Genomic DNA, 24920 nt, shown 5'->3' with positions numbered 1-24920 from the left:
GGAGGTCCTTGAGCTCGATGAGCCCGGTCTCCAGCCACTCCTTGTAGGCCTGTTCTGCGTCGCGGGCACCGTGAAGGCCTACGCCTACGGGCTGGGCCTGACCTTCGCCGCCACCCTGGGCCTGGCCACCGCCGTCGGCGGCGGCGTGCTGCGCGACATACTCGCCCATGAGGTCCCCTCGCTGCTGCGCTGGGACCGCGACCTCTACGCGGTACCGGCCATGGTGGGATCCACCATGGCCGCCCTGCTGATTCGTTTCGGCACGTTCAACGCCACCACCAGCGTGCTGCCGGTGACGACCGCGTTCGTGCTGCGCCTGCTGGCCATGCGCTACCACTGGCGCGCCCCGCGCGCCTGGCACCGCCGCAGCGCCGCCTCGGAAGAGATCCCCTAGGCGGTTCCGGCCTCAGACCTCCCGGCCCAGCCACGCGGCCAGCCGCCCGTACGCGTCCGCGCCCTCCGGGGCCGACCGGACCGGCTCGAACGGGACGCCCTCGCCGCGCCGCTCGGCCGGCAGCGCCCGGTGTGCCCACTCCAGGGCGTACTCGGCGAGCTCCTGGTCCAGGGCGAACGGCTCGCCGAGGGCCCGGGAGAGGTCCCCGGCGTGTGCGGTCATCTCCATCACGCAGCCCGAGGCCAGGTAGGCACGGCCCGGCATCTCGCCCCACGGCACGCTGACCGGCATGTCGAGCCTGGCGTCGTCGGCCCAGGCCGCGAGCAGCCGGTCGCGGGCCCGGTCGTAGGTCCCGGCCCAGGCGTCGTCCGGCACGTCCACGTCGGGCGCGAGCTCACCGCGCGCGCCCGTCTCGCCGATCACGGCGGCCGCGTTCGCTCCCCATACGAGGTGCGCGAGCAGGGCCCGGACGTCGAACTCCGCGCACGGGGTCGGGGCGCCGAGCCGCTCGGCAGGCACGGCCGCGACGAGCCGCGCCACCTGCTCGGAAGCGCGGGCGAGCTGGGGGCGCGGGTCGGTGAAAGCAGTCATGGGTCAGGCCTTTCGTCGGAAAGATCTCCGTGTCCGGTCGACGCAGAGCCTGCCCGCATAAGCTGACATCCGCCGTCAGGTTTGCCCGGGGGAGGCCCACGCACGTGAAGTCCGACCGTCTGCTGTCGATCCTGCTGCTCCTCCAGACCCGTGACCGGGTGCCCGCCGCCGAGCTGGCCAAGCGGCTGGAGGTGTCGGTCCGCACGATCTACCGGGACGTCGAGTCCCTCTCCGCCGCCGGCGTCCCCGTCTACGCCGAGCGCGGCCGGTACGGCGGCATCGCCCTGCTCCCCGGCTACCGCACCGACGTCACCGGGCTGACCGCCGACGAGGCCCGCGCCCTCTTCGTCCTCGCCGCCCAGGGCGGCGCGCACGCGGCCCTGGGCCTCGACGGCGCCCTCGGCTCCGCCCTGCGCAAGGTCATGGCCGCCCTGCCGGCCCCGCACCGCCCGGCCGCCGAGGCCACCAGCCGCCGCATCCTCGTCGACCCCGTCCGCTGGATGCCCGGCCCGGGCACCGCCGCCGATCTCGGCGCACTGCACGACGCCGTCTTCGCCGACCGCCGGCTGCGGCTGCGCTACCGCCACGGCGGCGCCACCCGGCCGCGGACCTACACCGTCGACCCCTACGGCCTCGTCGCCAAGGCCGGCGTCTGGTACCTCGTCGCCGACCACCGCGCCCGGCCCCGCCTCTACCGCGCCGACCGCGTCGAGGCCCTGACCCTCACCGACGCGCCCGTCGCCCGCCGGGAGGGCGTGGAACTGGCGGACGTCTGGGACGTGCTGCGCCGCCAGGTGGAGCACCGCCCGGGCGGGATCAAGGTGACGGCCCGCGTCCGCCGCTCCCGGCTCGACATGCTGCTGCGCCTGCGCGGCCACCAGCTCGCCGGGCCGCCCTCCGAGGGCGACCCCGCGACGGTGGAGTTCGTCTTCCCCGCCCCGGAGGCGGCGCGGGGCCTGCTGGGGTACGGGCCGGACCTGGAGGTCACCGGCCCGGAGGCGGTGCGGGAGGACCTGGCGGCGGTGGCGGCCCACGCGGCCCGGCTGTACGCGGCGCCGGGTCAGCCGAGCTGAGCAGTGGTGTTCGCGCCGTCCAGCGCCTCGCGCAGGATGTCGGCGTGGCCCGCGTGCTGGGCGAGCTCCCGCAGCAGGTGCAGCAGGATCCGGCGGGCGGACCAGTGCTGGACGTCCCCGGGGGCCCACGGCGCCTCCGGCAGCGGCACGGTCACGTCGAGGTCCGGCAGCGCGGCGACCGCGGCGTCGGTGGCCCGGGCCGCGTCCCGGTAGGCGGCCACCAGCCCGTCGAGCGTGGCGCCTTCGGGCATGGCGTACTGGTCCATGTCCCACATGGACTCGGGGGTGGATCCGTCGCCCGAGGTCATGATGTGGGTCCAGTTCCGCTCGCCGTGCGTCAGGTGGTTGACCAGGCCGCCGAGCGTCAGCTCGCTGACGGTCGTCCGCTCGCGGGCCCGGTCGTCGGTGACCCCGCGCAGGGTGATCAGAAAGGTCTCGCGCTGCCCGGCCAGGGCGCGCAGCAACTCGGTGCGCTCGTCCGCGTCGTGTGTCATGGGGCGACCGTAGGAGGGATTTAGGTCAGATCGCGTCCGCCTTCTCCGGTGCGATCCGGCTTCTCACGTGCTCAAGGGCCGGAACGCCCCGTACGACCCCGCGGCCCGCCTCGTAGAATCGTTGCCACCATGGCCTACCTCGATCACGCCGCCACCACCCCCATGCTCCCCGAGGCGGTGCGGACGATGACCGCGCAGCTCGCCGTAGCGGGCAACGCGTCCTCGCTGCACGCCGCCGGGCGGCGGGCCCGTCGCACCGTCGAGGAGGCGCGCGAATCGCTCGCCGCGTCGCTCGGCGCGCGCCCCAGCGAAGTCGTGTTCACCGCGGGCGGCACCGAAGCGGACAACCTCGCCGTCAAGGGCCTGTTCTGGGCACGCCGCGCCGCCGACCCCGCCCGCACCCGCGTCCTGGCCAGCCCCGTGGAGCACCACGCCGTGCTCGACGCCGTCGACTGGCTCGCCGCGCACGAGGGGGCGACCGTCGAGTACCTGCCGGTCGACGCCTACGGCCGGGTGCACCCCGACGCGCTGCGCGAGGCGATAGCCCGCAACCCCGACGACGTCGCCCTGGCGACCGTCATGTGGGCCAACAACGAGATCGGCACGGTCATGCCGGTCCGCGAACTCGCCGACGTGGCGGCCGAGTTCGGCGTGCCGCTGCACGCCGACGCCGTGCAGGCCGTCGGCCAGCTGGACGTCGACTTCGCCGCGTCCGGGCTCGCCGCCATGACCGTCAGCGGCCACAAGATCGGCGGCCCGTACGGCATCGGCGCGCTGCTGCTGGGCCGCCAGTACGCGCCCGTACCGCTGCTGCACGGCGGGGGTCAGGAGCGGCACGTGCGCTCCGGGACGCTGGACGTACCGGCCATCGCCGCGTTCGCGGTCGCGGGCGCGCTGGCCGCCGAGCGGCGCGCGGACTTCGCGCGCGAGGTCGGGGCACTGCGGGACGAGCTGATCGCGGGCGTCCGCGCGGCCGTCCCGGACGCGGTCCTCGGCGGCGACCCGGACCCGGCGGGCCGACTGCCCGCCAACGCGCACTTCTCCTTCCCCGGCTGCGAGGGCGACTCCCTCCTGCTGCTGCTCGACGCCCGCGGCATCGAGTGCTCCACGGGCTCGGCCTGCACGGCCGGGGTGGCCCAGCCCAGCCACGTCGTCCTGGCGACGGGCACGGACGCGAAGCTGGCGCGGGGGACGCTGCGGTTCTCGCTGGGGCACACGTCGACGCGGGACGACGTCGCCGCGGTCGTCGACGCGATCGGCCCGGTGGTGGAGCGTGCGCGGACGGCGGGGCTCAGCTAGGGCACTGGCCGGCGGCTTTTCGCCGGGACTGCGCCGGGGGCGAATACCGCCGGTCCGGCACGTCGTGGCCGTTCGCCGTCGCGGCGGCGGAAGAACTGTCCGCCGCAACGGCGACAAGCCACCGTCCCCGGGGTCCGGCGGAATATCCGGTCACCGCGGCCGAGGCGTTCGGCACGAGCCGCCGGACGGGAGTCCGCTGCCCCCGACCTGGGGCCGGGGCGGAGCCCCGCGAGCCCGTACCCTGGAGGGGCTATGACTGACTTCCCGGGTGCCCCCGACCTCAGCGCCCCCCGCAAGGGGCTCCGCGTCCTCGCCGCCATGTCCGGCGGGGTGGACTCCGCCGTCGCCGCGGCCCGCGCCGTCGAGGCCGGTCACGACGTGACCGGCGTGCACCTCGCGCTGTCCGCGAACCCGCAGTCCTTCCGGACCGGCGCGCGCGGCTGCTGCACCATCGAGGACTCCCGCGACGCCCGCCGGGCCGCCGACGTCATCGGCATCCCCTTCTACTGCTGGGACCTCGCCGAGCGCTTCCGCGAGGACGTCGTCGAGGACTTCGTCGCCGAGTACGAGGCCGGCCGCACCCCCAACCCCTGCCTGCGCTGCAACGAGAAGATCAAGTTCGCGGCGCTGCTGGACAAGGCCCTCGCCCTGGGCTTCGACGCCGTCTGCACCGGCCACTACGCGACGATCGTGGTGAACGAGGACGGCACGCGTGAGCTGCACCGGGCCAGCGACATGGCCAAGGACCAGTCCTACGTGCTGGGCGTGCTGGACGACAAGCAGCTGGCCCACGCGATGTTCCCGCTCGGTGACACGATCACCACCAAGGACGAGATCCGCGCCGAGGCACAGGCCCGCGGCCTCGCCGTGGCGAAGAAGCCCGACAGCCACGACATCTGCTTCATCGCCGACGGCGACACCCAGGGCTTCCTCGCCAAGCGCCTGGGCAGGGCCGAGGGCGACATCGTCGACGAGGCCGGCAACAAGCTGGGCACCCACGAGGGCGCCTACGGCTTCACCATCGGCCAGCGCAAGGGCCTGCGCATCGGCCACCCGGCCCCCGACGGCAAGCCGCGCTACGTCCTCGACATCTCGCCGGTGAACAACACGGTGACCGTGGGCCCGGCCGAGGCCCTGGACGTCTCCGCCCTGACCGCGATCAAGCCGCGCTGGTGCGGCGTCGCGCCCGAGGGCCCCGGCACCTACACGGCCCAGCTGCGCGCGCACGGCGGCGAGACCGAGGTGACGGCCGAGCTGGTGGACGGGCAGGAGCTGCGGGTCCGCTTCACCGAGCCGGTGCGCGGCGTGGCGCCGGGCCAGGCGATCGTGCTCTACGACGGCACGCGCGTGGTGGGCTCGGCGACGATCGCGACGACGGAGCGGGCCGCCCTGCGGGCGGCCCAGTAGGGGAACAGCACCGAGATCTCCAGGCCGATGTCCGTCGGGCACCGGCCGGCACCGGGTCGCCGAAACGTGCCCTCCGCCTTCGGCCGGTGGCGAGCGTGCCGTGTCGTTGCCCCGCCGCTCAGCGCTCGATCGTGCGCAGCACGTTCGTGACCTCGCACTTGCCCCCGGTGCTCGGCGCGCCCGGCTTCGGCACGTACGGCGTCGAGACGTCGAGGTTCTCGGTCTTGCCGGGGGAGACGTAGGGGATCGACGGGTTGCGGAGGGTGACCTTGCCCGTGGGGTCGGTGAACTTCACGGTGAGGCGGTAGGTGTACTTGAGCGTGGCGCTGCCGTTGGTGGCGCTGAGCTTCGCCGTGATGCCGAGGCGATCGGTGTAGGCACAGTCGTTGATCTTGATGTCGCTCATGGCGTCGTTCCGGCCGGTGCCGCTGCCGCCGGTGGTGGTGCTTCCCGAGGTGCCGGACGTGCTGCCGCTCGTCGTGCTGCCGGTGGTGCCCGTGCTGCCGGTGCTGCCGCCCGAGGTGAAGCCGCCCGTCGAGGAGTCCACGCCGCCGGAGCCGCCGCTCGTCGACGTGCCCCCGCTCGTGGACGAGCTGCCGCTGCTGTGGTGGCTGGAGCCGCCGCCGCCGCAGCTGCCGCCGTGGTGGCCGCGGGCGCCGGTCAGGGCGACGACGCAGACGCCGAAGACGGCTGCCGCGCGTATGTGACGAACCTTCACGTTGGGAACTCCCCCGATGAAAACGAGCTGGATTTTGCCGTCTCTTGACGAGCGCACGTCACGCTAACAACGTCTTTACGAGCCGCCAAATCCAGGGAAGTTCTGTGACGCGGCCGCGACGGAACGGGTTCCGAACCGGGACACGAGGTGGCTGAAACCCGCTCACGCTATGGAGAGTTGCGACAAGAGGGTACGGATCGCCTGTGCGGGGTCGCCGGCCTCATGGGCTTCGAAGAGCGTCGCGGCCCGCTCCAGGCAGTCTCGCCCTGCGGCGGTTTCGCCGTTCGCCAGCAGGGCCTGGCCGAGACAGGACAGCGCGTCCCCGAGAAACCCCCAGTGGCCGTACTCCTCGCCGGCGGCCACCGCCTCGCGGAGGTATGTGACCGCGTCCCCCAGCCGTCCGGCCTGATGGAGCTTCATTCCGGCCTCGGTCAGCAGACGGACTTCGCTGAGACGGTCACCCTCCGACCGCATGCGGGCGGCGGCCTCCCGGCACCGGACGACGCCCTCGTCCAGGCGGCCCGCTTTGAACAGGGCCCGGAACAGGTTGGCGAGGTTCGTGCCGTGATCGTGGACACCCGCCTCGGCCATGAGGGCCTCGGCTTCCTCGAAGCGGGCTATGGCCTCCTCGTAGTGCTGCCGGTCGTAGGCGCCCGTGCCCAGGCACGTCACCGCCGCGGCCTCGCCCTTCCGGTCGCCGGCCGTCCTGGCGACGGCCAGGGCGTGGGCGAAGTGGCGGGCCGCCTCCTCGTGCCGGCCGGCTCGCGAGTGCGCCTGGCCGATGCTCCGCAGGACGCGGGACTCGGTGATCCGGTCCCCCGCCCGTTGCGCCAGGGCTGTGGCGCCCTTCAGCCGGCCGACGGCCTCGTCCCAGCGTTCCGCTTCGTTCAGCGCCGTGCCCAGCGCGTACAGGGCATGCGTCACGGTCGGCTCGTCGCCCGTGATGTGCGCGGCCTTGAGGTACGCACGGGCGGTGGTCACGAGGTCCTCGCGGTAGCGGTGCCGGTGCAGGAACGGGTGCAGCAGGTGCGCCAGCGTCAGCGCCTGCCGCGGTCTGCCCGACGTCGCGGCCAGCGTGGTGGCCGCCACCAGCGTCGCGCGCTCGCGCTCGATCCAGGCCAGGGCCCGGGAGTGCTCGGTCAGATGGCCGTTCCGGGGCTTCCCGGGAACGGGCCGGGTGAAGCACTGGGCGTCCTCGGCCCAGGCCACGTAGTGGTCCAGCAGCCGCCCAAGGGCCTCCCGGCGATCCTGCTGCCGCAGGCCCAGCTCCCGCGCGTACTCCCGCACCAGGTCGTGCATCCGCCACCGGTCGCGGCCCACCGGCTCCAGCAGATGGGCCCGGGCCAGGGCGGCCAGCAGAGCGCGTACCGGTCGTACGGGCTCCCCGGCCAGGGCCGCCGCGGCCTCCGTCGCGATGTCCGCTCCCGGGTTCAGCGGCAGGAGCCGGAACAGCCGGGCCTGCCGCTCGTCGAGGCGGGCGTACGACAGGTCGAAGGCCGCCCGCACCCCGGGGGCGCCCCCGTCGTCGTCGTAGTGCAGGGCGGCCAGGCGCGAGTGGGACTCCGTCAGCTCGTCGGCCAGGTCTTCAAGGCTGCGGTAGGGGTCGGCCTTCAGCAGCGCGGCCGCTATCCGCAGGGCCAGCGGCAGCAGGCCGCACAGCTCGGCGAGCCGGGCCAGCGCCGACGGCTCCTCGTCCGGGCGCGGATCGCCGGGCCGGGCCTCGGTCAGCGACCGGGCGATCAGCTCGGCCGCGCCGGCCGGTGTCAGGATGTCGAGGTCCAGCAGCCGGGCGCGCGGCAGCGAGGCGAGCGTGTGCCGTGACGTCACCAGCACCCGGTGGGCGGGACTGCCCGGCAGCAGGGGTTCCACCTGGGCCGCGCCGGAGGCGTTGTCGGCGACCAGGAGCACCGGTCTGCCGGCCGCCGCCATCTCCGCCAACTGGGAGCGCAGCAGCGCTGCTTGCTCCGCCTCGCCCGGCGGCAGGTCGGCCTCCCGGACGCCCACGGCCCGCAGCAGCGAGCCGAGGGCCTCGGCCGTGCCGAGCGGACCACCGGGGTCGTAACCGCGCAGGTCGACGAAGAGCACCCCGCCGGGGAACCAGCCGCGTGCCACCGCCTCGTGCGCGGCGTGCAGCACGAGCGACGTCTTGCCGACACCGGCGAGCCCGGCCACCGCCGAGACGACGGTCGTCGGACTGCCCGTGGCGCCCGGATCGAGGCTCGCCAGCAGCTCCGCCACCTGCTCCTCGCGGCCCACCAGCAGACCCGGTGCCGGCGGCAGCGCCGCGAGGGCCCGCGGCGCGGGGCCGCGGGCCACCCCGTACGAGATGTGCTGCACACCCGTGCCGAGGACCGGGCCCGTGAACGTGCCGCTCAGCTCGGCGTGGTCACCGCCGCTCACCGTCGCGGGGCCTCCCCGTACGAGATGCGCTGCGTGCCCTTGCCCAGCACCGGGCCGTGGAAGGTGCCGCTGAAGTCGATGCGGTCGCCGGCGCGATCCTCGGTCAGGGCGATCAACTCGCGCAGCTCCGCGGCCGCTTCCCGGCGCGCCGCCTCGTCCAGGCCCGTCAGGAGCGCCCCGAAGGCCATGCCTATCCGGCTCGCCTCCGTCTCCGGCGTGCCGTCGCCCTCCAGCCGGGCCGCCACCCGGTCCAGCTGCTCCACCGCGACCCGCGTGGGTTCCTCCCCACCCCGTCCCAGCAGCCGCGCCGCCCGGGCCCTGACCGTCTGCCAGGCGTCCGTGCCCGCCGCCTGGACCACGGCCGTGCCTCCCGCCGCGGCCAGTGCCGTCATCGCCTCGCTCAGCATGCGCACGCTCCCCCTCTCGCCGGACTGCCATGGAAGCACGGTCCACCGGCATCCGGGGGACACGACCGGCGTAACGTGACGCCATGCATATCACCGTCTTCTGCTCCGCGGCCGACCTCGACGACCGTTACACCGTCCCCGCCCGCGAGTTCGCGGAGCTCATCGGCAAGGGCGGCCACACGCTCGTGTGGGGCGGCTCGGAGTCGGGGCTCATGAAGGTGATGGCGGACGGCGTACAGGAGCACGGCGGGCGGCTGGTGGGGGTGTCCGTGGAGTTCCTCGCGGGCAAGGCCCGTGCGAACGCCGACGAGATGGTGATCGCCAAGGACCTCGCCGAGCGCAAGGCCCAGCTGCTCGCGCGCGGTGACGCGATCGTGGTGATGGTCGGCGGGACGGGCACCCTCGACGAGGCGACGGAGATCCTGGAACTGAAGAAGCACGGGCTGCACGGCAAGCCGGTCGTCCTGCTGAACGCGGCCGGGTTCTACGACGGTCTCCGGCAGCAGTTCGAGCGGATGGAGGCGGAGGGCTTCCTGCCACGTCCCCTGGCCGACCTGGTGTTCTTCGCCGAGGACGGCGTCGGCGCCATGGCGTACCTCGAGGAGTCCGCGGGCCCGCGATGAGGCAAGCTGGCCCCATGGCTACACATGTGATCACCGGAGCCGGCTCCGGTATCGGCGAGGCCGTCGCACGGCAGCTGCTCGAGCGCGGCGACGAGCTCTACCTGTTCGCCCGCGACGCCGGGCGGGCCAAGCAGCTGGAACGGCACTTCCCCGGGGCCCGTACGCTCGTCGCCGACCTGGACGACCCCGACCGCATCTCCTGGGCGCTGAGCCACCAGACGCTGCCGGAGCGGGCCGACTCGCTGCTGCACATCGCGGGCGCCGTGGACCTGGGCCCGGTCGGCGAGCTGACGCCGAAGACCTGGCACCACACCCTCGCCGTCAATCTGGTCTCCCCGGCGGAGCTGACGCGGCTGCTGCTGCCGCAGCTGCGGGTGGCGCGTGGGCACGTCGTCTTCGTGAACTCCGGGGCGGGGCTGACCGCGCACCCGCAGTGGAGCGCGTACGCCGCCAGCAAGCACGGGCTCAAGGCGCTCGCCGACTCGCTGCGCGGGGAGGAGCACACCAACGGGGTGCGGGTCACCAGCGTCTACCCCGGGCGGACGGCCACCGCGATGCAGGCCAAGGTGCACCAGCAGGAGGGCAAGGAGTACGAGCCGGAGAAGTGGATCGACCCGGCCTCGGTCGCCCGGACCGTGCTGTGCGCGCTGGACCTGCCGCGGGACGCGGAGATCCACGACCTGACGGTCCGGCCGGGGTACTCCGGCCGCTGAGTACCCTGCCTGGGTGAGCGAGAAGAACAAGCTGATCTGGGGTGCCGGGGCCGCCACCGGCGTGGGGTCGATGCCGGGCACGGACGCGCGCGAGGCCGCGAAGACGGTCACGGGGTCGCTGGAGGCCCTGCCGTACCTGCCGGAGCTGCCCGCGCGCGGGCCCGGCGCGGACATGATCGGTCGGACCGCCGGCCTGCTCGCGGAGATCTTCGCGCACGTCGAGCCCAGCGGCTGGCGGATCAGCGACCGGCCCGGCCGGGACACCCGGCGGGCCCGGTCCTGGCTGGGCGAGGACCTGGACGCGCTGGAGGAGTTCACCCAGGGGTACGAGGGCGCGCTGAAGGTCTCGGCCGTCGGCCCGTGGACCCTGGCGGCCGCCCTGGAGCTGCGCGGCGGCGAGGCCGCGCTGAGCGACGCCGGCGCCTGCCGGGACCTGGCCGCCTCGCTGGCCGAGGGGCTGCGGAACCATCTGGCGGACGTGCGGCGCCGGGTGCCGGGCGCCCGGGTCGTGCTCCAGCTGGACGAGCCGTCGCTGACGGCCGTCCTGCGCGGGCAGATCCGCACGGCCAGCGGCTACCGCACCCACCGGGCCGTGGACCGGGCGGTCGTGGAGAGCGCCCTGCGCGAGATCGTGGCGGTCGCCGGGGGCGCGCCCGTGGTCGTGCACTCGTGCGCCCCCGGCGTGCCCTTCGCGCTGCTCCGCCGGGCCGGTGTCACCGGCGTCTCGTTCGATTTCTCCCTGCTCACCGAGCGTGAGGACGAGGCCCTCGGTGAGGCGGTCGAGGGCGGGACCGCCCTGTTCGCGGGCGTGGTGCCCGGCGTCGACGGCCCGTTGTCAGACCCTGCCGGTAGCGTCATGGGTGTCAGGACGCTGTGGCGCAGGCTGGGGCTGCGACCGGAGACTCTCACCGAGTCCGTGGTGGTCACCCCCTCGTGCGGGCTCGCGGGCGCTTCGCCCGCCTATGCCCGCGCGGCCCTCGCGCACTGCGTCCGGGCGGCCGGATCACTCGCGGACAACCCTGAGTGACAGGGCCCATGGATCAACGGGAGGACGAGACGGTGGCGGTCGAACAGCACGGCGGAGAGCTCGCGGCGGGCACCACGACACCCGCGGCGGCGCGGGAGAAGCACGCGCTGCTGGCCGAGCGGATCGAGGAGCACCGCTTCCGGTACTACGTGAAGGACGCCCCCGTCATCAGCGACGCGGAGTTCGACAAGCTGCTGCGCGCGCTGGAGGAGCTGGAGGAGCGCCACCCCGAGCTGCGCACCCCCGACTCGCCCACCCAGAAGGTCGCCGGCGCCTACGAGACGGAGTTCACGGCCGTCGAGCACCGCGAGCGCATGCTCTCCCTGGACAACGCCTTCACCGACGAGGAGCTGGCCGCCTGGGGCGAGCGCATCGCCAAGGACGTCGGCGAGGGCGCCGCGTACCACTTCCTGTGCGAGCTCAAGGTCGACGGCCTGGCGGTCAACCTCACCTATGAGCACGGGCGCCTGACCCGTGCCGCCACCCGCGGCGACGGCCGCACGGGTGAGGACATCACGCCCAACGTGCGCACCATCGAGGAGATCCCCGACCGGCTCAAGGGCGATCGCATTCCGGAGCTGGTGGAGGTGCGCGGCGAGATCTACTTCCCGATGGAGAAGTTCGAGGAGCTCAACGCCCGTCTGGTGGAGGCCGGTAAGCCGCCCTTCGCCAACCCGCGCAACGCCGCCGCCGGCTCGGTGCGTCAGAAGGACCCGCGCGTCACCCGTACCCGCCCGCTGCACATGGTGGTGCACGGTGTCGGCGCGCGCCGGGGCTTCGAGATCGAGCGCCAGTCGCAGGCGTACGAACTGCTGCGCGAATGGGGTCTGCCGACCGCCGCGCACGCCGAGGTCGTCGACTCCCTGGAGGGCGTGCGCCGGTTCATCGCGCACTACGGCGACCCTGACGTCCGGCACTCCATGGAGCACGAGATCGACGGCGTCGTCGTCAAGCTCGACGAGATCCCCCTCCAGGGGCGGCTCGGCTCCACCTCCCGCGCGCCCCGCTGGGCCATCGCCTGGAAGTTCCCGCCGGAGGAGGTCAACACCAAGCTGGTGGACATCCGCGTCGGCGTCGGCCGCACCGGCCGCGTCACGCCGTACGCGGTGGTGGAGCCCGTCACCGTCGCCGGCTCCGAGGTCGAGTTCGCCACCCTGCACAACCAGGACGTCGTCAAGGCCAAGGGCGTCCTCATCGGCGACACCGTCGTGCTGCGCAAGGCGGGCGACGTGATCCCCGAGATCCTGGGCCCGGTCGTGGATCTGCGCGACGGCACCGAACGGGAGTTCGTCATGCCGGCCGAGTGCCCCGAGTGCGGCACCGGGCTGCGCCCGATGAAGGAGGGCGACATCGACCTCCGCTGCCCCAACGCCCGCTCCTGCCCGGCCCAGATCCGCGAGCGGCTCTACTACCTCGCCGGCCGGAAGTGCCTGGACATCGAGAACTTCGGCTACGTCGCCGCCACGGCGCTCACCCAGCCGCTGGAGCCCGCCGAGTCCCCGCTGCGGAACGAGGGCGATCTGTTCGGCCTGACGGTCGAACAGCTGCTGCCCATCAAGTCGTACGTCCTCGACCCGGACAGCGGTCTGCCCAAGGTCGACCCCAAGACGGGTGAGCCGAAGGTCGTCACCTTCTTCGCCAATCAAAAGGGTGAACCGAAGAAGAACACCCTCGCCATGCTCGCCAACATCGAGGCGGCGAAGCAGAGGCCCCTCGCCCGCATCCTCACCGGTCTGTCCATCCGTCACGTCGGCCCGGTCGCGGCCGAAGACCTGGCCCGTGAATTCCGCTCGATCGACCGGATCGCCGAGGCGAGTGTGGAGGAGCTGGCCGCGGTCGAGGGCATCGCCGAGACCACCGCGGCGGCGGTGCGGGAGTGGTTCGCCGAGGACTGGCACCGCGAGATCGTGGAGAAGTGGCGGGCCGCCGGCGTCCGCATGGAGGAGGAGGCCGGCAAGGAGGAAGGGCCGCGTCCGCTGGCCGGTCTGACCGTCGTCGTCACCGGAACGCTCTCCTCCTACACCCGCGACGGCGCCAAGGAGGCACTACAGGGTCAGGGCGCGAAGGTGACCGGATCGGTGTCGAAGAAGACCGACTTCGTGGTCGTCGGCGACAACCCCGGTTCGAAGTACGACAAGGCCGTGCAGCTGAAGGTGCCCGTGCTCGACGAGAACGGCTTCGCCGTGCTCCTGGAGAGCGGCCCCGAGGCGGCGCGCGGCGCGGCCGTGCCCCAGGAGGCCACCCCCGCGGAGTAATGCCCGCATAGTCAGTGGGCATTACCCCTACAGCGCGTACCGGACGGCTACGGAAGGCCGGATCCCATTCGGGCAACCGCTGCGGATCGCTGCCCGCCGTAGCCTTCTGCGGCCTACTGTTGAGATGTGCGCCTGCCGTGGCGCGGGCACCGCCGGCTGTGAGAGGGACGGGCATGAAACCCACCGACAGCGCCGAACCGGCATCCCGGCTGCGCCGGCTCCGCACCCCGCCCACGCTGCCCACCGTCTGTGTGGCCCTGGCCGCCCTGGCGCTGGGCCTCGGCGCGTCCCGGGCGGTCGGCGCGGGCCGGTCCCTCTTCCCCGGCGGGGCCGTCGGCTGGTCCCTCGCCACGCTCACCGCGCTCATCGTCGCCCACCTCGTGGCCCTCGGCCGCGACCGCTGGTGGGGCGGCACCGGCTCCGGCGCCGCCCTCACCCTCGCCGTGCTCCTGCTCTACGGCTGGCTCCCTTCCTCCCTGGTGAGCATCGCCGTCGTCACCCTCGTCGCCACCGCCCGCCGGCACCGGTGGCGACAGGCGTTACTCCACGGCGCCGTCGACATCCTCGGTATCGCCGCCGCCGGACTGGCCCTCGCCGCCCTGGGCGTCACCGCGGCCGTCGAGGAGCCCTGGCTGCCCGACACCTGGCGGTTCGCCGCCGCCCTGCGGATCACGCTCGCCGCCTTCTGCTACCTGGTCGTCACCCGCGCCCTGCTCTGGTACTCCATGGCCCCCCGCGCGCCGCTGACCACCATCGCCAGGACCGCCCTCGTCCGGCAGGCCCTCGTCGGCATCGCCCTCCTCGGCATCGCCCCGCTCATCGCCGTCGTCGCCGACCACGCCCCGCTGCTGCTCCCGCTCTTCGCCGTCCCGCTCGTCGCCCTCGACTCCACCCTGTGGATCGCCCGGGCCCGCGCCGAGGAACAGCTGCGCGACCCCCTCACCGGGCTGCCCAACCGCCAGTGGCTGCTGGAACGCACCTGGACCGCCCTCGACGAGGCGGAGCAGGCCGGCACCCGGGCCGCGCTCGTCCTGATCGACCTCGACCGCTTCCGGTCCGTCAACGACACGCTCGGCCATCTCGCCGGCGACCGGCTCCTCCTCCAGATAGCGGAACGGCTGCGCCTGGCCCTGCCGCGCGACGCCGAGGCCGCCCGGCTCGGCGGCGACGAGTTCGCCGTCCTGCTGCCCACCGCCGACTCGCTGACCAGCGCCCAGCGCGTGGCCCGTACCCTCGTCGCCGACCTCGGCTCCCCCCTCGACCTCGACGGCCTGACCCTCGTCCTGGAGGCCAGCGCCGGTGTCGCCGTCTACCCCGACCACGCCCTCGACGCCGAGGGCCTGCTGCGCCGGGCCGACGTCGCGATGTACCAGGCCAAGCGCGACCGCAGCGGCGTCGAGGTCTACGAGGCCCGCCGCGACGGCAACACCCCCGACCGGCTCGGCCTGCTCGGCGATCTGCGCCGCGCCCTGGACGCCGGCGAGGTCGAGCTGCACTACCAGCCCAAGGTCGGCTTCGACGGCCACGTCGAGGGCCTGGAGGCCCTCGTCCGCTGGGTGCACCCCGAGCGCGGCCGGGTCTCCCCGGACGAGTTCATCGCCATCGCCGAGTCCTCCGGGCTGATGCCCCGCCTCACCGAGTACGTCCTGGAGACCGCGCTCGCCCAGGTCGCCAAGTGGCGGGCCATGGGCCTGGAGGTGCCGGTCGCCGTCAACGTCTCGCCGCGCGACGTCCACACCCCCGGCTTCGCCGGCTCGGTGGCCGCCCGCCTCGCCCGGCACGGCGTCCCCGCCGGGGCGCTGCAGCTGGAGATAACGGAGCACGTGCTCCTGGAGGACCCGCAGCGCGCGGCCGACACCATGGCCGGGCTGACCGGGCACGGCGTCAAGATGTCCCTCGACGACTTCGGGACGGGCTACTCCTCGCTCGTCCACCTGCGGCGGCTGCCGGTCAGCGAGCTCAAGATCGACCGCTCGTTCGTGGCCCGGCTCGCCATCGACAACGAGGACGCGGAGATCGTTCGCTGCACGCTCGACCTGGCCCATTCGCTCGGGCTGCTCGTCGTCGCCGAGGGCGTCGAGGACGACGAGACGTGGGAGCGGCTGCGCGATCTGGGCTGCGACGCGGTGCAGGGCTGGCTGGTGGCCGCGGCGATGCCGCCCGACGAGACGACGGCCTGGCTCCGCCTGCGACAGGGCCCGCCGGAGGCCGGGGCAGAAGCCGGGGCGGAGGCCGCCGCGCCGCTCCAGGCGGCGGCTGATTGACCCGAACGTCGTGGCGGCGGCGAAACCGTTTCGTGGTGGAGACGGGGCTGGCCATAGGATTGGGCCGAAACCTACACACTCACCCTGAGGATCGCTGCATGCCTGGCATCACGCGCGAGGAGGTCGCCCACCTCGCTCGGCTGGCGCGTCTGGAGCTGCAGGACGAAGAGCTCGATCACTTCGCCACCCAGCTCGACGACATCATCGGCGCGGTCGCCCGCGTCGCCGAGGTCGCCGACCAAGACGTACCGCCGACCTCCCACCCGCTGCCGCTGACCAATGTCATGCGCGCGGACGAGGTCCGTCCGTCGCTGACCCCCGAGCAGGCGCTGTCCGGCGCCCCCGCCCAGGAGCAGCAGCGTTTCAAGGTGCCGCAGATCCTGGGGGAGGACTGACTGTCATGACCGACATCGTCAAGCTGACCGCCGCCGAGATCGCGGCGAAGATCGCCTCCGGCGAGCTCACCGCCGTCGAGGTCACCGAGGCCCACCTGGCCCGCATCGAGGCCGTCGACGAGAAGGTGCACGCCTTCCTGCACGTCGACCGCGAGGGCGCGCTCGCGCAGGCCCGCGCCGTCGACGCCAAGCGCGAGCGCGGCGAGAAGCTCGGCCCGCTGGCCGGCGTGCCGCTCGCGCTGAAGGACATCTTCACCACCGAGGGCATTCCGACCACCGTCGGCTCCAAGATCCTCGAAGGCTGGATCCCGCCGTACGACGCGACGCTCACCAAGCGTCTGAAGGACGCCGACGTCGTCATCCTCGGCAAGACCAACATGGACGAGTTCGCCATGGGGTCCTCCACCGAGAACAGCGCCTACGGCCCCACCGGCAACCCCTGGGACCTGACCCGGATCCCCGGCGGCTCCGGCGGCGGTTCCTCCGCCGCGCTCGCCGCGTACCAGGCCCCGCTGGCCATCGGCACGGACACCGGCGGCTCCATCCGCCAGCCCGCCGCCGTCACCGGCACGGTCGGCGTCAAGCCCACCTACGGCGCGGTCTCCCGCTACGGCATGGTGGCCTTCTCCTCCTCCCTGGACCAGGGCGGCCCCTGCGCCCGCACGGTCCTGGACGCGGCCCTGCTGCACGAGGTGATCACCGGCCACGACCCGCTCGACTCCACCTCCATCGACGCCCCGGTCCCGCCGGTCGTCGAGGCCGCGCGCAACGGCTCGGTCCAGGGCATGCGCGTCGGCGTCGTCAAGCAGTTCCGCGGCGAGGGCTACCAGGCCGGCGTCCTGCAGCGCTTCGACGAGTCCGTCGAGCTGCTCAAGGAGCTCGGCGCGGAGATCGTCGAGCTGGACTGCCCGTCCTTCGACCTGGCCCTGTCGGCGTACTACCTGATCGCGCCCTCCGAGTGCTCCTCGAACCTGGCGCGCTTCGACGGCCTGCGCTACGGCCTGCGCGCCGGCGACGACGGCACCCGCTCCGCCGAGGACGTCACCGCCCTCACCCGCGAGGCCGGCTTCGGCCCCGAGGTCAAGCGGCGCGTCATGCTCGGCACCTACGCGCTCAGCTCCGGCTACTACGACGCCTACTACGGCTCGGCGCAGAAGGTCCGCACGCTCATCACGCGGGACTTCGAGAAGGCCTTCGAGCAGGTCGACGTGATCGTCTCGCCGACCACGCCGACCACCGCCTTCGCGATCGGCGAGCGCGCCGACGACCCGATGGCCATGTACCTGGCCGACCTGTGCACCATCCCCACCAACCTGGCGGGCAACGCGGCCATGTCCCTGCCCTGCGGCCTCGCCCCCGAGGACGGGCTGCCGGTCGGTCTGCAGATCATCGCTCCCGCCATGAAGGACGACCGGCTCTACAAGGTCGGTGCCGCGGTCGAGGCCGCGTTCACCGAGCGCTGGGGCCACCCGCTGCTGGAGGAGGCACCGTCGCTGTGAGCACCGACAAGAGCACCGACAAGAAGAGCGCGCTGAAGAAGGCCAAGGGCTTCAAGAAGTCCAAGGCCGGTACGTACCTGTCCATCGGCACCACCCTGTTCGGCGCGGTGAGCGTGGTGAAGCAGGCCAAGACCGCCCGCGGCGAGAAGGACACGCTGCAGCTGGTCGACGCCGTCGTCTCCGCCGCCGCCATCGTCACCGGCGTCGCCCTGCTCGTGCGGGAGCTGCGCCGCATGAACAGCGACGACGTCCTCGCGGGCTGAGCAGGGACTGAGAGGTTAGTTTTCCGTGACCGTCACTGAACTGGTGTCGTACGAGGACGCGCTGGCCGCCTTCGAGCCCGTCATGGGCCTGGAGGTGCACGTCGAACTCGGCACCAAGACCAAGATGTTCTGCGGGTGCTCCACGGAGCTGGGCGCCGAGCCCAACGCGCAGACCTGCCCCACCTGCCTCGGCCTGCCCGGCGCGCTGCCGGTCGTCAACGCGACCGGCGTCGAGTCCGCGATCCGCATCGGCCTCGCGCTGAACTGCGAGATCGCCGAGTGGTGCCGCTTCGCCCGGAAGAACTACTTCTATCCGGACATGCCGAAGAACTTCCAGACCTCCCAGTACGACGAGCCGATCGCCTTCAACGGCTATCTCGACGTGCAGCTGGAGGACGGCGAGGTCTTCCGCGTGGAGATCGAGCGCGCCCACATGGAGGAGGACACCGGCAAGTCCACGCACGTGGGTGGCGCCACCGGCCGCATCCACGGCGCCCGGCACTCGCTGCTCGACTACAACCGGGCCGGCATCCCGCTGATCGAGATCGTCACCAAGCCGATCGTCGGCGCGGGCGAGCGGGCTCCCGAGGTCGCCAAGGCGTACGTCGCCGAGCTGCGCGAGCTCATCAAGGCGCTCGGCGTCTCCGAGGCCCGGATGGAGATGGGCCAGATGCGCTGCGACGTCAACCTGTCGCTGCGCCCCAACGGCACCGAGAAGTTCGGCACCCGCAGCGAGACCAAGAACGTCAACTCGCTGCGGTCCGTCGAGCGCGCCGTGCGCTTCGAGATCCAGCGGCACGCGGCCGTGCTGTCCTCGGGCGGCACGATCGTGCAGGAGACCCGGCACTTCCACGAGGAGGACGGCTCCACCACCTCCGGCCGGATCAAGGAGGAGGCGGAGGACTACCGCTACTTCCCGGAGCCGGACCTGGTGCCCGTCGCCCCGGCGCGGGAGTGGGTGGAGGAGCTCCGCGGGACCCTGCCCGAGCTGCCGCGCGTGCGCCGCAACCGGCTGCGCGAGGAGTGGGGCGTCTCCCAGCACGACATGCAGTCGATCCTCAACGCGGCCGCGGTCGACCTGATCGTCGCCACCACCGAGGCCGGCGCGGACTCCGCCGCCGCCCGTAAGTGGTGGATGGGCGAGCTGGCCCGCCGCGCCAACGAGGACGGCGTGGCCCTGGCCATGCTGCCGATCACCCCGGCCCAGGTGGCCCGCGTCGCGGCGCTCGTCGCCGACGGCTCGCTCAACGACAAGCTGGCCCGCCAGGTCATCGAGGGCGTGCTGGCCGGCGAGGGCGAGCCGGACGAGGTCGTCGAGAAGCGCGGTCTGAAGCTCGTCTCCGACGACAGCGCGCTGGGCGCGGCCGTCGACGAGGCGATCGCGGCGAACGCGGCCATCGCGGACAAGATCCGCGGCGGCAAGGTCGCGGCGGCCGGTGCCCTCGTGGGTGCCGTCATGAAGGCGACCCGGGGCCAGGCGGACGCGGCGCGCGTCCGCGAGCTGATCCTGGAGAAGCTCGGCGTCGAGGGCTGATCGCCCCTCCGTCCGGTTGACGCGTGATGGCCGTCCCTCCACGGAGGGACGGCCATTGTCATATGGACGCAAGCTCACCCATTGGCCGGAATTTCGCGATACGTGCCCCGCGTGGCGAAACGCTCCGGCAGGATCGCCAGCAGGAGCGGGCCGGTTCGTGCGCCCGTAATCGACGGCTGGGGGTAGCTATGCGACGGTCGATCACAGCGCTGGTCGCGCTGCTGGTGGCGAGCGCCGGGCTGACGGCCTCGGTGGGGCCGGGCTCGGCCGCGGCGACGTGGACGCAGACGGCCATGACCCTGGGGCCGACGGCCATGACCCCGGAGGGCAGGACGGCGGGCTCGGCGTCCACGGCGACCACGGTGGCGACGGTACCCGCGCGCCCCGGGCGCTGCGCGCACCGCTGGGGCAGCCTTCCGAAGGTCCGCCACGACACCGAGCGCAGTCCGCTGATGTGGGTCAGAACCGGCGAGCACGCCTGCTACGACCGCCTGGTCCTCGACGTCAGCGCCCCGCCCGGGGAGCCCATCGGCTACCGCGTGGCGTACGTCGACGATCTGCGCCAGGACGGCTCGGGCCAGGTCCTGAAGGTCGGCGGCGAGGCGGTGCTGGAGATCCGCGTGGCGGCGCCGACCCAGGACGCGGAGAACGGCGAGGTGACCTATGCCGCCCGGTCCGGGCAGTCGTTGCCCGGGGTGGACGTCTCCGGCTACCGGACCTTCCGTGACGTCCGTTTCGGCGGCAGCTACGAGGGTGATTCCCAGATCGGCCTGGGGCTGCGTTCCAGGCTGCCGTTCCGCGTCTTCCAGTGGGGCAACCACCTCGTCGTCGACGTGGCGCACAACTGGCGGTCGCTGGGCTGACATGCGACGGTCCGTTATGTGGCTTACCCCACAAAGCGGACAAAGGATCTTTTCCGGCTGCCACAGTGGGTCGGCAGGGGCCCCGGCGGCCGCGCTCACGCGCGCGTTCGCGAGGTCCGTCCCCCAGTAGCTGATGCGCTCGGAACCACGGGGCCTTCCCGGCGAGATCGACGCGATACCCGGGAATGCCGTCCATGACCTCACTCGCCCGCTGGTGCATGCGCCGCCGCCTCGTCGTCGTCCTGCTGTGGCTCGTGGCCCTCGTGGGGACCGGCGCGGCCGCGACCCTCACCGGGTCCGCCTACTCCGACGACTACCAGGTGCCCGGCACCGAGGCCGCGCGGGCGAGCGCCCTGCTGGAGCGGGCGTTCCCCGGCCAGGGCGGGGACGACGTGATCGTCTGGCACACGGACCGCGGGACGGTCCGGGCCGCCGCGGTCGACCACCGGATGACCGCCACCCTGCGCGAGGTCGCCGCCCTGCCGGGCGTCGCCTCGGTCGGCCGCCCCGAGCTCAGCCCCGACCGGCACACCGCCCAGGCCTCCCTCGTCTTCCGCACCGGTCCCGGGGCGCCCGGCACCGCGCAGGTGCGCAAGGTCGTCGACACCGTACGGACGGCGGCCGCCCCGGGGCTGAGCGTCGCCGTGGGCGGCAGCACCGTCGCCGGCACCGAGGCGTCGGGCGGCCATCTCAGCGAGATCATCGGCATCGCCGTCGCCGCGGTGGTGCTGCTCATCGCCTTCGGTTCGCTGGCCGCGAGCCTGCTGCCGATAGCGACGGCCGTCGTGGGCGTCGGCACCGCCTCCATGGCCGTCTCCCTGCTCGGCCACGCCATGACCGTCGCCGACTTCGCGCCCATGCTCGGCACGCTCATCGGCCTCGGCGTGGGCATCGACTACGCCCTGTTCATCGTCACCCGGCACCGGCGCGGGCTGAAGCAGGGCCTGACGGTCCGCGAGGCCGCCGAACGGGCCGTCGCCACCACCGGCCGCGCGGTCGTCTTCGCCGGCGGGACGGTGTGCGTGGCCCTGCTCGGCATGCTCGTCCTGCGGCTCGGCTTCCTCGTGGGCGTGGCCGTCGCCGCGTCCCTCACCGTCGTCCTCACGGTGGCCGCCTCCGTCACCCTGCTGCCCGCGCTGCTGTCCTGCATCGGCGAGCGCGCCCTCGGCCGCCGCGAGCGCCGGGCGCTGGCCGCCACCGGCCCGCTGCCCGCCGAGCACGCCACGGGCCTGGCCGTCCGCTGGTCCGCCTTCGTCGAGCGCCACCCGAAGGCGCTGGGCGCGCTCGCCGCCGCCGTCATGGCGGTGCTCGCCCTGCCCGTGCTCTCCCTCCACCTCGGCACCGCCGACCAGGGCACCAGGCCGGCGACCGCCACCACCCGCCAGGCCTACGACCTGCTCGCCCGCGGATTCGGCCCCGGCGTCAACGGCCCCCTCACACTCGTCACCCCCCTCGACGGCGCGGCCGACCGCCTCGCCCTCAACCGGCTGCCCGCCACCCTCCGCCACACCGAGGGCGTCGCCTCCGTCGGCCCGGCGACGGTGAGCCCCGGCGGCGACGCGGGCGTCATCACGGTCGTCCCCGGCACCGCCCCCCAGTCCCGCGCCACCAGCGAGCTCGTCGACCGGCTGCGCACGACCGTCCTGCCGAAGGCCACGGCCGGCACCGGACTCGACGTCCGGGTCGGCGGCATGACCGCCGCCTACGACGACTTCGCCGGCGTCGTCCTCGCCAAACTGCCGCTGTTCGTCGGCACCGTCGTCGGCCTGGGCTGTGTGCTGCTGCTCCTGGCCTTCCGCAGCATCGGCATCCCGCTCAAGGCGGCGGCCATGAACATCGCGGCCGTGGCCTCCTCCTTCGGCCTGGTCGTCGCGGTCTTCCAGTGGGGCTGGGGCAGCGAGGCCCTCGGCCTGGGCGGCTCCGGGCCCATCGAGCCGTTCCTGCCCGTCGTCATGGTCTCGGTGCTCTTCGGCCTCTCCATGGACTACCAGGTCTTCCTGGTCAGCCGGATGTACGAGGAGTGGCTCGCCACGCGCGACAACCGCCGCGCGGTGCGGGTGGGCCTCGCCGAGACCAGCCGGGTGATCAACTCGGCGGCGATCATCATGATCTCCGTCTTCCTCGCCTTCGTGCTGAGCGGCGACCGCGTCATCGCGATGTTCGGCATCGGGCTCGCGGCGGCCGTCGCCCTGGACGCGTTCGTCCTGCGGACGCTGCTCGTCCCGGCGCTGATGCACCTGCTGGGCGGCGCCAACTGGTGGCTGCCGGCCTGGCTGGAGCGCCGGCTGCCGCGCCTGAGCATCGAGCCGCCGGAGCCCGCCCCGGCCGGGCCCCCTCCTGCCGGCCCCACGACCGTCATCCCGACGCGTCCCGTCCCGGCCCTGGCCCGGCGCGCCGACGCCTCGCACGGCTGAGGCCCTGGACAACGGCGCCGCCGTCCGTACCCTCGGCCCATACGGTGCGGGCGGAAGGGAGCCTCGAATGGGCACGGCACGGGAAACGGTGTACGGCGCGTACGACCAGGCCGCCCTCGACCGGCAGTACTCGCCCAGCTCGTGCGTGGCGGACCTGACCGTCTTCCTCGACGCCTACGCCACCCGGAGCGCGCGGGTGCGCGCCACGCTCCCCGTGCGCAGGGGGTTGCGCTACGGGCCCGCCCCCTGTGAGCGGCTCGACTTCTTCCCCGCCCGCGTCCCGGACGCCCCACTGGTCGTCTTCGTGCACGGCGGGTACTGGCAGGAGCTCAGCAGGAACGATTCCTCGTTTCCGGCGGAAGGGCTCGTCCCGGCCGGTGCGGCGTTCGCGGCGCTCGACTACGGGCTGGCCCCCGCCCACCGCCTGGACGAGATCGTCGCCCAGGTGCGCCGCGCCACGGCCTGGCTGCTGGACCACGCGGACCGGCTGGGCGTGGACGGTCGGCGCGTCCACCTCGCCGGCAGCTCCGCCGGCGCCCATCTCGTCCTGATGACCCTGCTCGCCGACGGGCTGCCGGACGGCCGCGACCCGGCGCGCGCGACGGCGGGAGCGGTTCTGCTCAGTGGCGTCTACGACCTCGAGCCCGTTCGGCTCACCTATGTGAACGAGCCGCTCGGGCTCGACGCGGAGGCGGCCCGCCGGCTGAGCCCCCTCCACCACCTCCCGGACCGGCTGCCGCCCCTGATCGTCGCCCGGGGCGGCGCGGAGACCGAGGAGTTCGCCCGCCAGCACGACGAGCTCGTCGCGGCGGTCACGGGGCGCGCGGCCCGCGTGACGGACTTGGTCGTGGGGCACCGCAACCACTTCGACCTGCCGTTCGATCTTGCCGATCCGAGGAGCGAGGTGGGCGCCGCGCTGTTCGCGCAGATGGGGCTCGCTAGCGGGGGCCTGGCCGGCTGAGGCGGGTTCGGCACCGCCGGGCTGGTTGTCGTGGGCCGATCGCCGTCGCGGCGGGGAGGAGTGCCGGGGGGCGAAGCCCCCGGGCCCCCGTCCGAGGGGGCTCTGGGGGCGGTGGTCTTGCGGAGGGGCTTGGTGGTGTTCGTCCTTCGGGCCTGGCCGGCCGAGGCCGGTTCGGCACCGCCGGGTTGGTCGCGGTGGGCTGATCGCCGTTGCGGCGGAGAGGTGCCGGGAGGTGAAGCCACCGGGGCCGCCACCACCGGGCGGGTCGTGGGCCGATCGCCGTCGGGGTGGGGCGGAGTGCGGGGGCGAAGCCCCCGGCCCCGGGGGTGGGCGGGCGCTGGTCCAAGGGGTCTGAGGGGTCTAAGGCGTCTGAGGGGCCGTCTGAGGACTCGGCCCCTTTGGGGATGCGGCGATCGCCCGATGTGGCTCTCCCGCCTTAGGGAGCACTCTTCTCTTGGGCCGGAAAACGGCCCCTGAGCAGCCAAGACCCACGGAGATGACACCATGTCGAACCACGAACTCCTGTTCCGCTTCCAGGCCGCCGAGCTGACCCGTGACGCCGCCCATCTGCGGCTCCTCGCCGAGGCCGAGCAGGCCCGGCTGGTTCGGGAGGTCCGTTCCGGCAAGGGCGTGGAGGAGCCCGCCCTCCGGCGCATCGGCCAGGTCCTGCGCCGGCGCCGGCGGCACGGCCTCGCCGCGTGAGCGGCCCGCACCCGGATGTCTGTGCGATGCTCACGGACGTGCAGAAGACCTCCGTGAGCCCGGTGTTCATCGGGCGCGCCGACGAACTCGGCGCGCTCACCGACGCGCTCGCCCGTGCCGCAACGGGCGAGCCCCAGATGTTGCTCGTCGGCGGCGAGGCCGGCGTCGGCAAGACCCGCCTCGTCGAGGAGTTCCTGGCCACGGCCGCCGCCTCCGGCGCCGTCACGGCCGTCGGCGGCTGCGTGGAGATCGGGGCGGACGGCCTGCCCTTCGCGCCCGTCTCCACCGCCCTGCGCTCCCTGCACGCCCAGCTCGGCGACGACCTCGCCCATGCCGCCGCCGGCCAGGAGGGCGAACTGGCCCGGCTCCTGCCCGAACTCGGCGAGACCACCCGCGAGTCGCGCGACGAGGACAGCCGCGCCCGGCTGTTCGAGCTCACCGCCCGGCTGCTGGAGCGGCTGACCGCCGACCGCACCGTCGTCATCGCCATCGAGGACCTGCACTGGGCCGACCGCTCCACCCGCGAACTGCTCGGCTACCTCTTCCGCTCCCTGCACACCGCGCGGCTGGTCATCGTCACCACCTACCGTTCCGACGACATCCACCGCCGCCACCCCCTGCGCC

General features: G+C 73.6%; 24 protein-coding genes. 19 read left to right on the top strand and 5 right to left on the bottom strand.

From position 1 onward, the window contains the following. The coding region (locus AB0K09_RS09135; protein ID WP_366064653.1) for a TRIC cation channel family protein at positions 1-394 on the top strand (394 nt) is incomplete at its 5' end. 12 nt (positions 395-406) lie between these two features. On the opposite strand, the gene AB0K09_RS09130 is transcribed toward AB0K09_RS09135, so the two are convergent. Continuing rightward, positions 407-985 (bottom strand): TIGR03086 family metal-binding protein, encoded by a 579-nt coding sequence (locus AB0K09_RS09130; protein ID WP_366064652.1) that lies wholly within the window; start codon positions 983-985, stop codon positions 407-409. Positions 986-1089: 104 nt separating this feature from the next. Between AB0K09_RS09130 and AB0K09_RS09125 the strand changes: the two genes are divergently transcribed. Further along, positions 1090-2058 carry a YafY family protein gene (locus AB0K09_RS09125; protein ID WP_366064651.1) on the top strand — a complete coding sequence of 323 codons (969 nt, stop codon included), beginning with the start codon at positions 1090-1092 and terminating at the stop codon, positions 2056-2058. On the opposite strand, the gene AB0K09_RS09120 is transcribed toward AB0K09_RS09125, so the two are convergent. Then, positions 2046-2552 carry a DinB family protein gene (locus tag AB0K09_RS09120; RefSeq protein ID WP_366064650.1) on the bottom strand — a complete coding sequence of 169 codons (507 nt, stop codon included), beginning with the start codon at positions 2550-2552 and terminating at the stop codon, positions 2046-2048. The two genes, AB0K09_RS09125 and AB0K09_RS09120, sit on opposite strands and share 13 nt — an antisense overlap. Before the next feature lie 129 nt (positions 2553-2681). Here AB0K09_RS09120 and AB0K09_RS09115 point away from each other — a divergent pair, with 129 nt between their 5' ends. Both AB0K09_RS09115 and mnmA read left to right on the top strand, forming a co-directional pair. Beyond that, positions 2682-3851: a cysteine desulfurase family protein gene (locus AB0K09_RS09115; RefSeq protein ID WP_366064649.1), complete on the top strand. Its 1170-nt coding sequence runs from the start codon at positions 2682-2684 to the stop codon at positions 3849-3851. Between the two features lie 252 nt (positions 3852-4103). Beyond that, entirely contained in the window at positions 4104-5258 is a 1155-nt protein-coding gene (gene mnmA / locus AB0K09_RS09110) for a tRNA 2-thiouridine(34) synthase MnmA (RefSeq protein ID WP_366064648.1), read from the top strand. Positions 5259-5376: 118 nt separating this feature from the next. On the opposite strand, the gene AB0K09_RS09105 is transcribed toward mnmA, so the two are convergent. Next, the gene (locus AB0K09_RS09105; protein WP_366064647.1) at positions 5377-5664 is read right to left on the bottom strand and encodes a hypothetical protein; all 288 of its coding nucleotides are present in this window, start codon (positions 5662-5664) and stop codon (positions 5377-5379) included. Between AB0K09_RS09105 and AB0K09_RS09100 the strand changes: the two genes are divergently transcribed. Next, positions 5663-5965 carry a hypothetical protein gene (locus AB0K09_RS09100; RefSeq protein WP_366064646.1) on the top strand — a complete coding sequence of 101 codons (303 nt, stop codon included), beginning with the start codon at positions 5663-5665 and terminating at the stop codon, positions 5963-5965. The genes AB0K09_RS09105 and AB0K09_RS09100 overlap by 2 nt on opposite strands. Positions 5966-6138: 173 nt before the next feature. Here AB0K09_RS09100 and AB0K09_RS09095 read toward each other — a convergent pair whose 3' ends face one another. Beyond that, entirely contained in the window at positions 6139-8376 is a 2238-nt protein-coding gene (locus AB0K09_RS09095; RefSeq protein WP_366064645.1) for a tetratricopeptide repeat protein, read from the bottom strand. Continuing rightward, positions 8373-8783 carry a hypothetical protein gene (locus tag AB0K09_RS09090; RefSeq protein ID WP_366064644.1) on the bottom strand — a complete coding sequence of 137 codons (411 nt, stop codon included), beginning with the start codon at positions 8781-8783 and terminating at the stop codon, positions 8373-8375. Before AB0K09_RS09090 ends, AB0K09_RS09095 begins: the two co-directional genes overlap by 4 nt. Positions 8784-8866: 83 nt before the next feature. On the opposite strand from AB0K09_RS09090, the gene AB0K09_RS09085 reads away from it, so the two are divergent. From AB0K09_RS09085 to AB0K09_RS09020, 14 genes are all read left to right on the top strand, one after another. Beyond that, positions 8867-9406 (top strand): TIGR00730 family Rossman fold protein, encoded by a 540-nt coding sequence (locus tag AB0K09_RS09085; RefSeq protein ID WP_366064643.1) that lies wholly within the window; start codon positions 8867-8869, stop codon positions 9404-9406. 14 nt (positions 9407-9420) lie between these two features. Next, entirely contained in the window at positions 9421-10119 is a 699-nt protein-coding gene (locus AB0K09_RS09080) for an SDR family oxidoreductase (protein ID WP_366064642.1), read from the top strand. 13 nt (positions 10120-10132) lie between these two features. Next, entirely contained in the window at positions 10133-11146 is a 1014-nt protein-coding gene (locus AB0K09_RS09075) for a methionine synthase (protein ID WP_366064641.1), read from the top strand. 32 nt (positions 11147-11178) lie between these two features. After that, positions 11179-13401, top strand: coding sequence for an NAD-dependent DNA ligase LigA (gene ligA / locus AB0K09_RS09070; protein WP_366064654.1), 2223 nt, complete (start codon positions 11179-11181; stop codon positions 13399-13401). A 173-nt stretch (positions 13402-13574) separates the two neighbouring features. Beyond that, on the top strand, positions 13575-15665 hold the full coding sequence (locus AB0K09_RS09065; RefSeq protein ID WP_366064640.1) for a bifunctional diguanylate cyclase/phosphodiesterase: 2091 nt from the start codon (positions 13575-13577) through the stop codon (positions 15663-15665). Positions 15666-15763: 98 nt separating this feature from the next. Then, positions 15764-16060, top strand: coding sequence for an Asp-tRNA(Asn)/Glu-tRNA(Gln) amidotransferase subunit GatC (gatC, locus tag AB0K09_RS09060; protein WP_366064639.1), 297 nt, complete (start codon positions 15764-15766; stop codon positions 16058-16060). A gap of 5 nt (positions 16061-16065) precedes the next feature. Beyond that, the gene (gatA, locus tag AB0K09_RS09055; protein ID WP_366064638.1) at positions 16066-17559 is read left to right on the top strand and encodes an Asp-tRNA(Asn)/Glu-tRNA(Gln) amidotransferase subunit GatA; all 1494 of its coding nucleotides are present in this window, start codon (positions 16066-16068) and stop codon (positions 17557-17559) included. Beyond that, complete coding sequence (locus AB0K09_RS09050) at positions 17556-17822, top strand: hypothetical protein (protein ID WP_366064637.1); 267 nt, start codon at positions 17556-17558, stop codon at positions 17820-17822. The genes gatA and AB0K09_RS09050 overlap by 4 nt, the downstream gene beginning before the upstream one ends. 25 nt (positions 17823-17847) lie before the next feature. Next, the gene (gatB, locus tag AB0K09_RS09045; protein ID WP_366064636.1) at positions 17848-19356 is read left to right on the top strand and encodes an Asp-tRNA(Asn)/Glu-tRNA(Gln) amidotransferase subunit GatB; all 1509 of its coding nucleotides are present in this window, start codon (positions 17848-17850) and stop codon (positions 19354-19356) included. A 188-nt stretch (positions 19357-19544) separates the two neighbouring features. After that, positions 19545-20219, top strand: a complete 675-nt coding sequence (locus tag AB0K09_RS09040; protein WP_366064635.1) for a hypothetical protein — start codon at positions 19545-19547, stop codon at positions 20217-20219. A 194-nt stretch (positions 20220-20413) separates the two neighbouring features. Then, the gene (locus AB0K09_RS09035) at positions 20414-22633 is read left to right on the top strand and encodes an MMPL family transporter (protein ID WP_366064634.1); all 2220 of its coding nucleotides are present in this window, start codon (positions 20414-20416) and stop codon (positions 22631-22633) included. Between the two features lie 67 nt (positions 22634-22700). Further along, positions 22701-23594: an alpha/beta hydrolase gene (locus AB0K09_RS09030; RefSeq protein ID WP_366064633.1), complete on the top strand. Its 894-nt coding sequence runs from the start codon at positions 22701-22703 to the stop codon at positions 23592-23594. 504 nt (positions 23595-24098) lie between these two features. After that, a complete protein-coding gene (locus AB0K09_RS09025) occupies positions 24099-24296 on the top strand; it encodes a hypothetical protein (RefSeq protein ID WP_366064632.1) in 198 nt (65 codons plus the stop codon). A 26-nt stretch (positions 24297-24322) separates the two neighbouring features. Then, positions 24323-24920: ATP-binding protein (locus AB0K09_RS09020; protein WP_366064631.1), on the top strand; the 598-nt coding region annotated here is incomplete at its 3' end.

It is taken from the genome of Streptomyces sp. NPDC049577 (assembly GCF_040675635.1).
Taxonomy (GTDB): domain Bacteria; phylum Actinomycetota; class Actinomycetes; order Streptomycetales; family Streptomycetaceae; genus Streptomyces.
The sequence above is the reverse complement of the archived record's forward strand: the minus strand, read 5'-3'. Positions and strand labels throughout refer to the sequence as shown.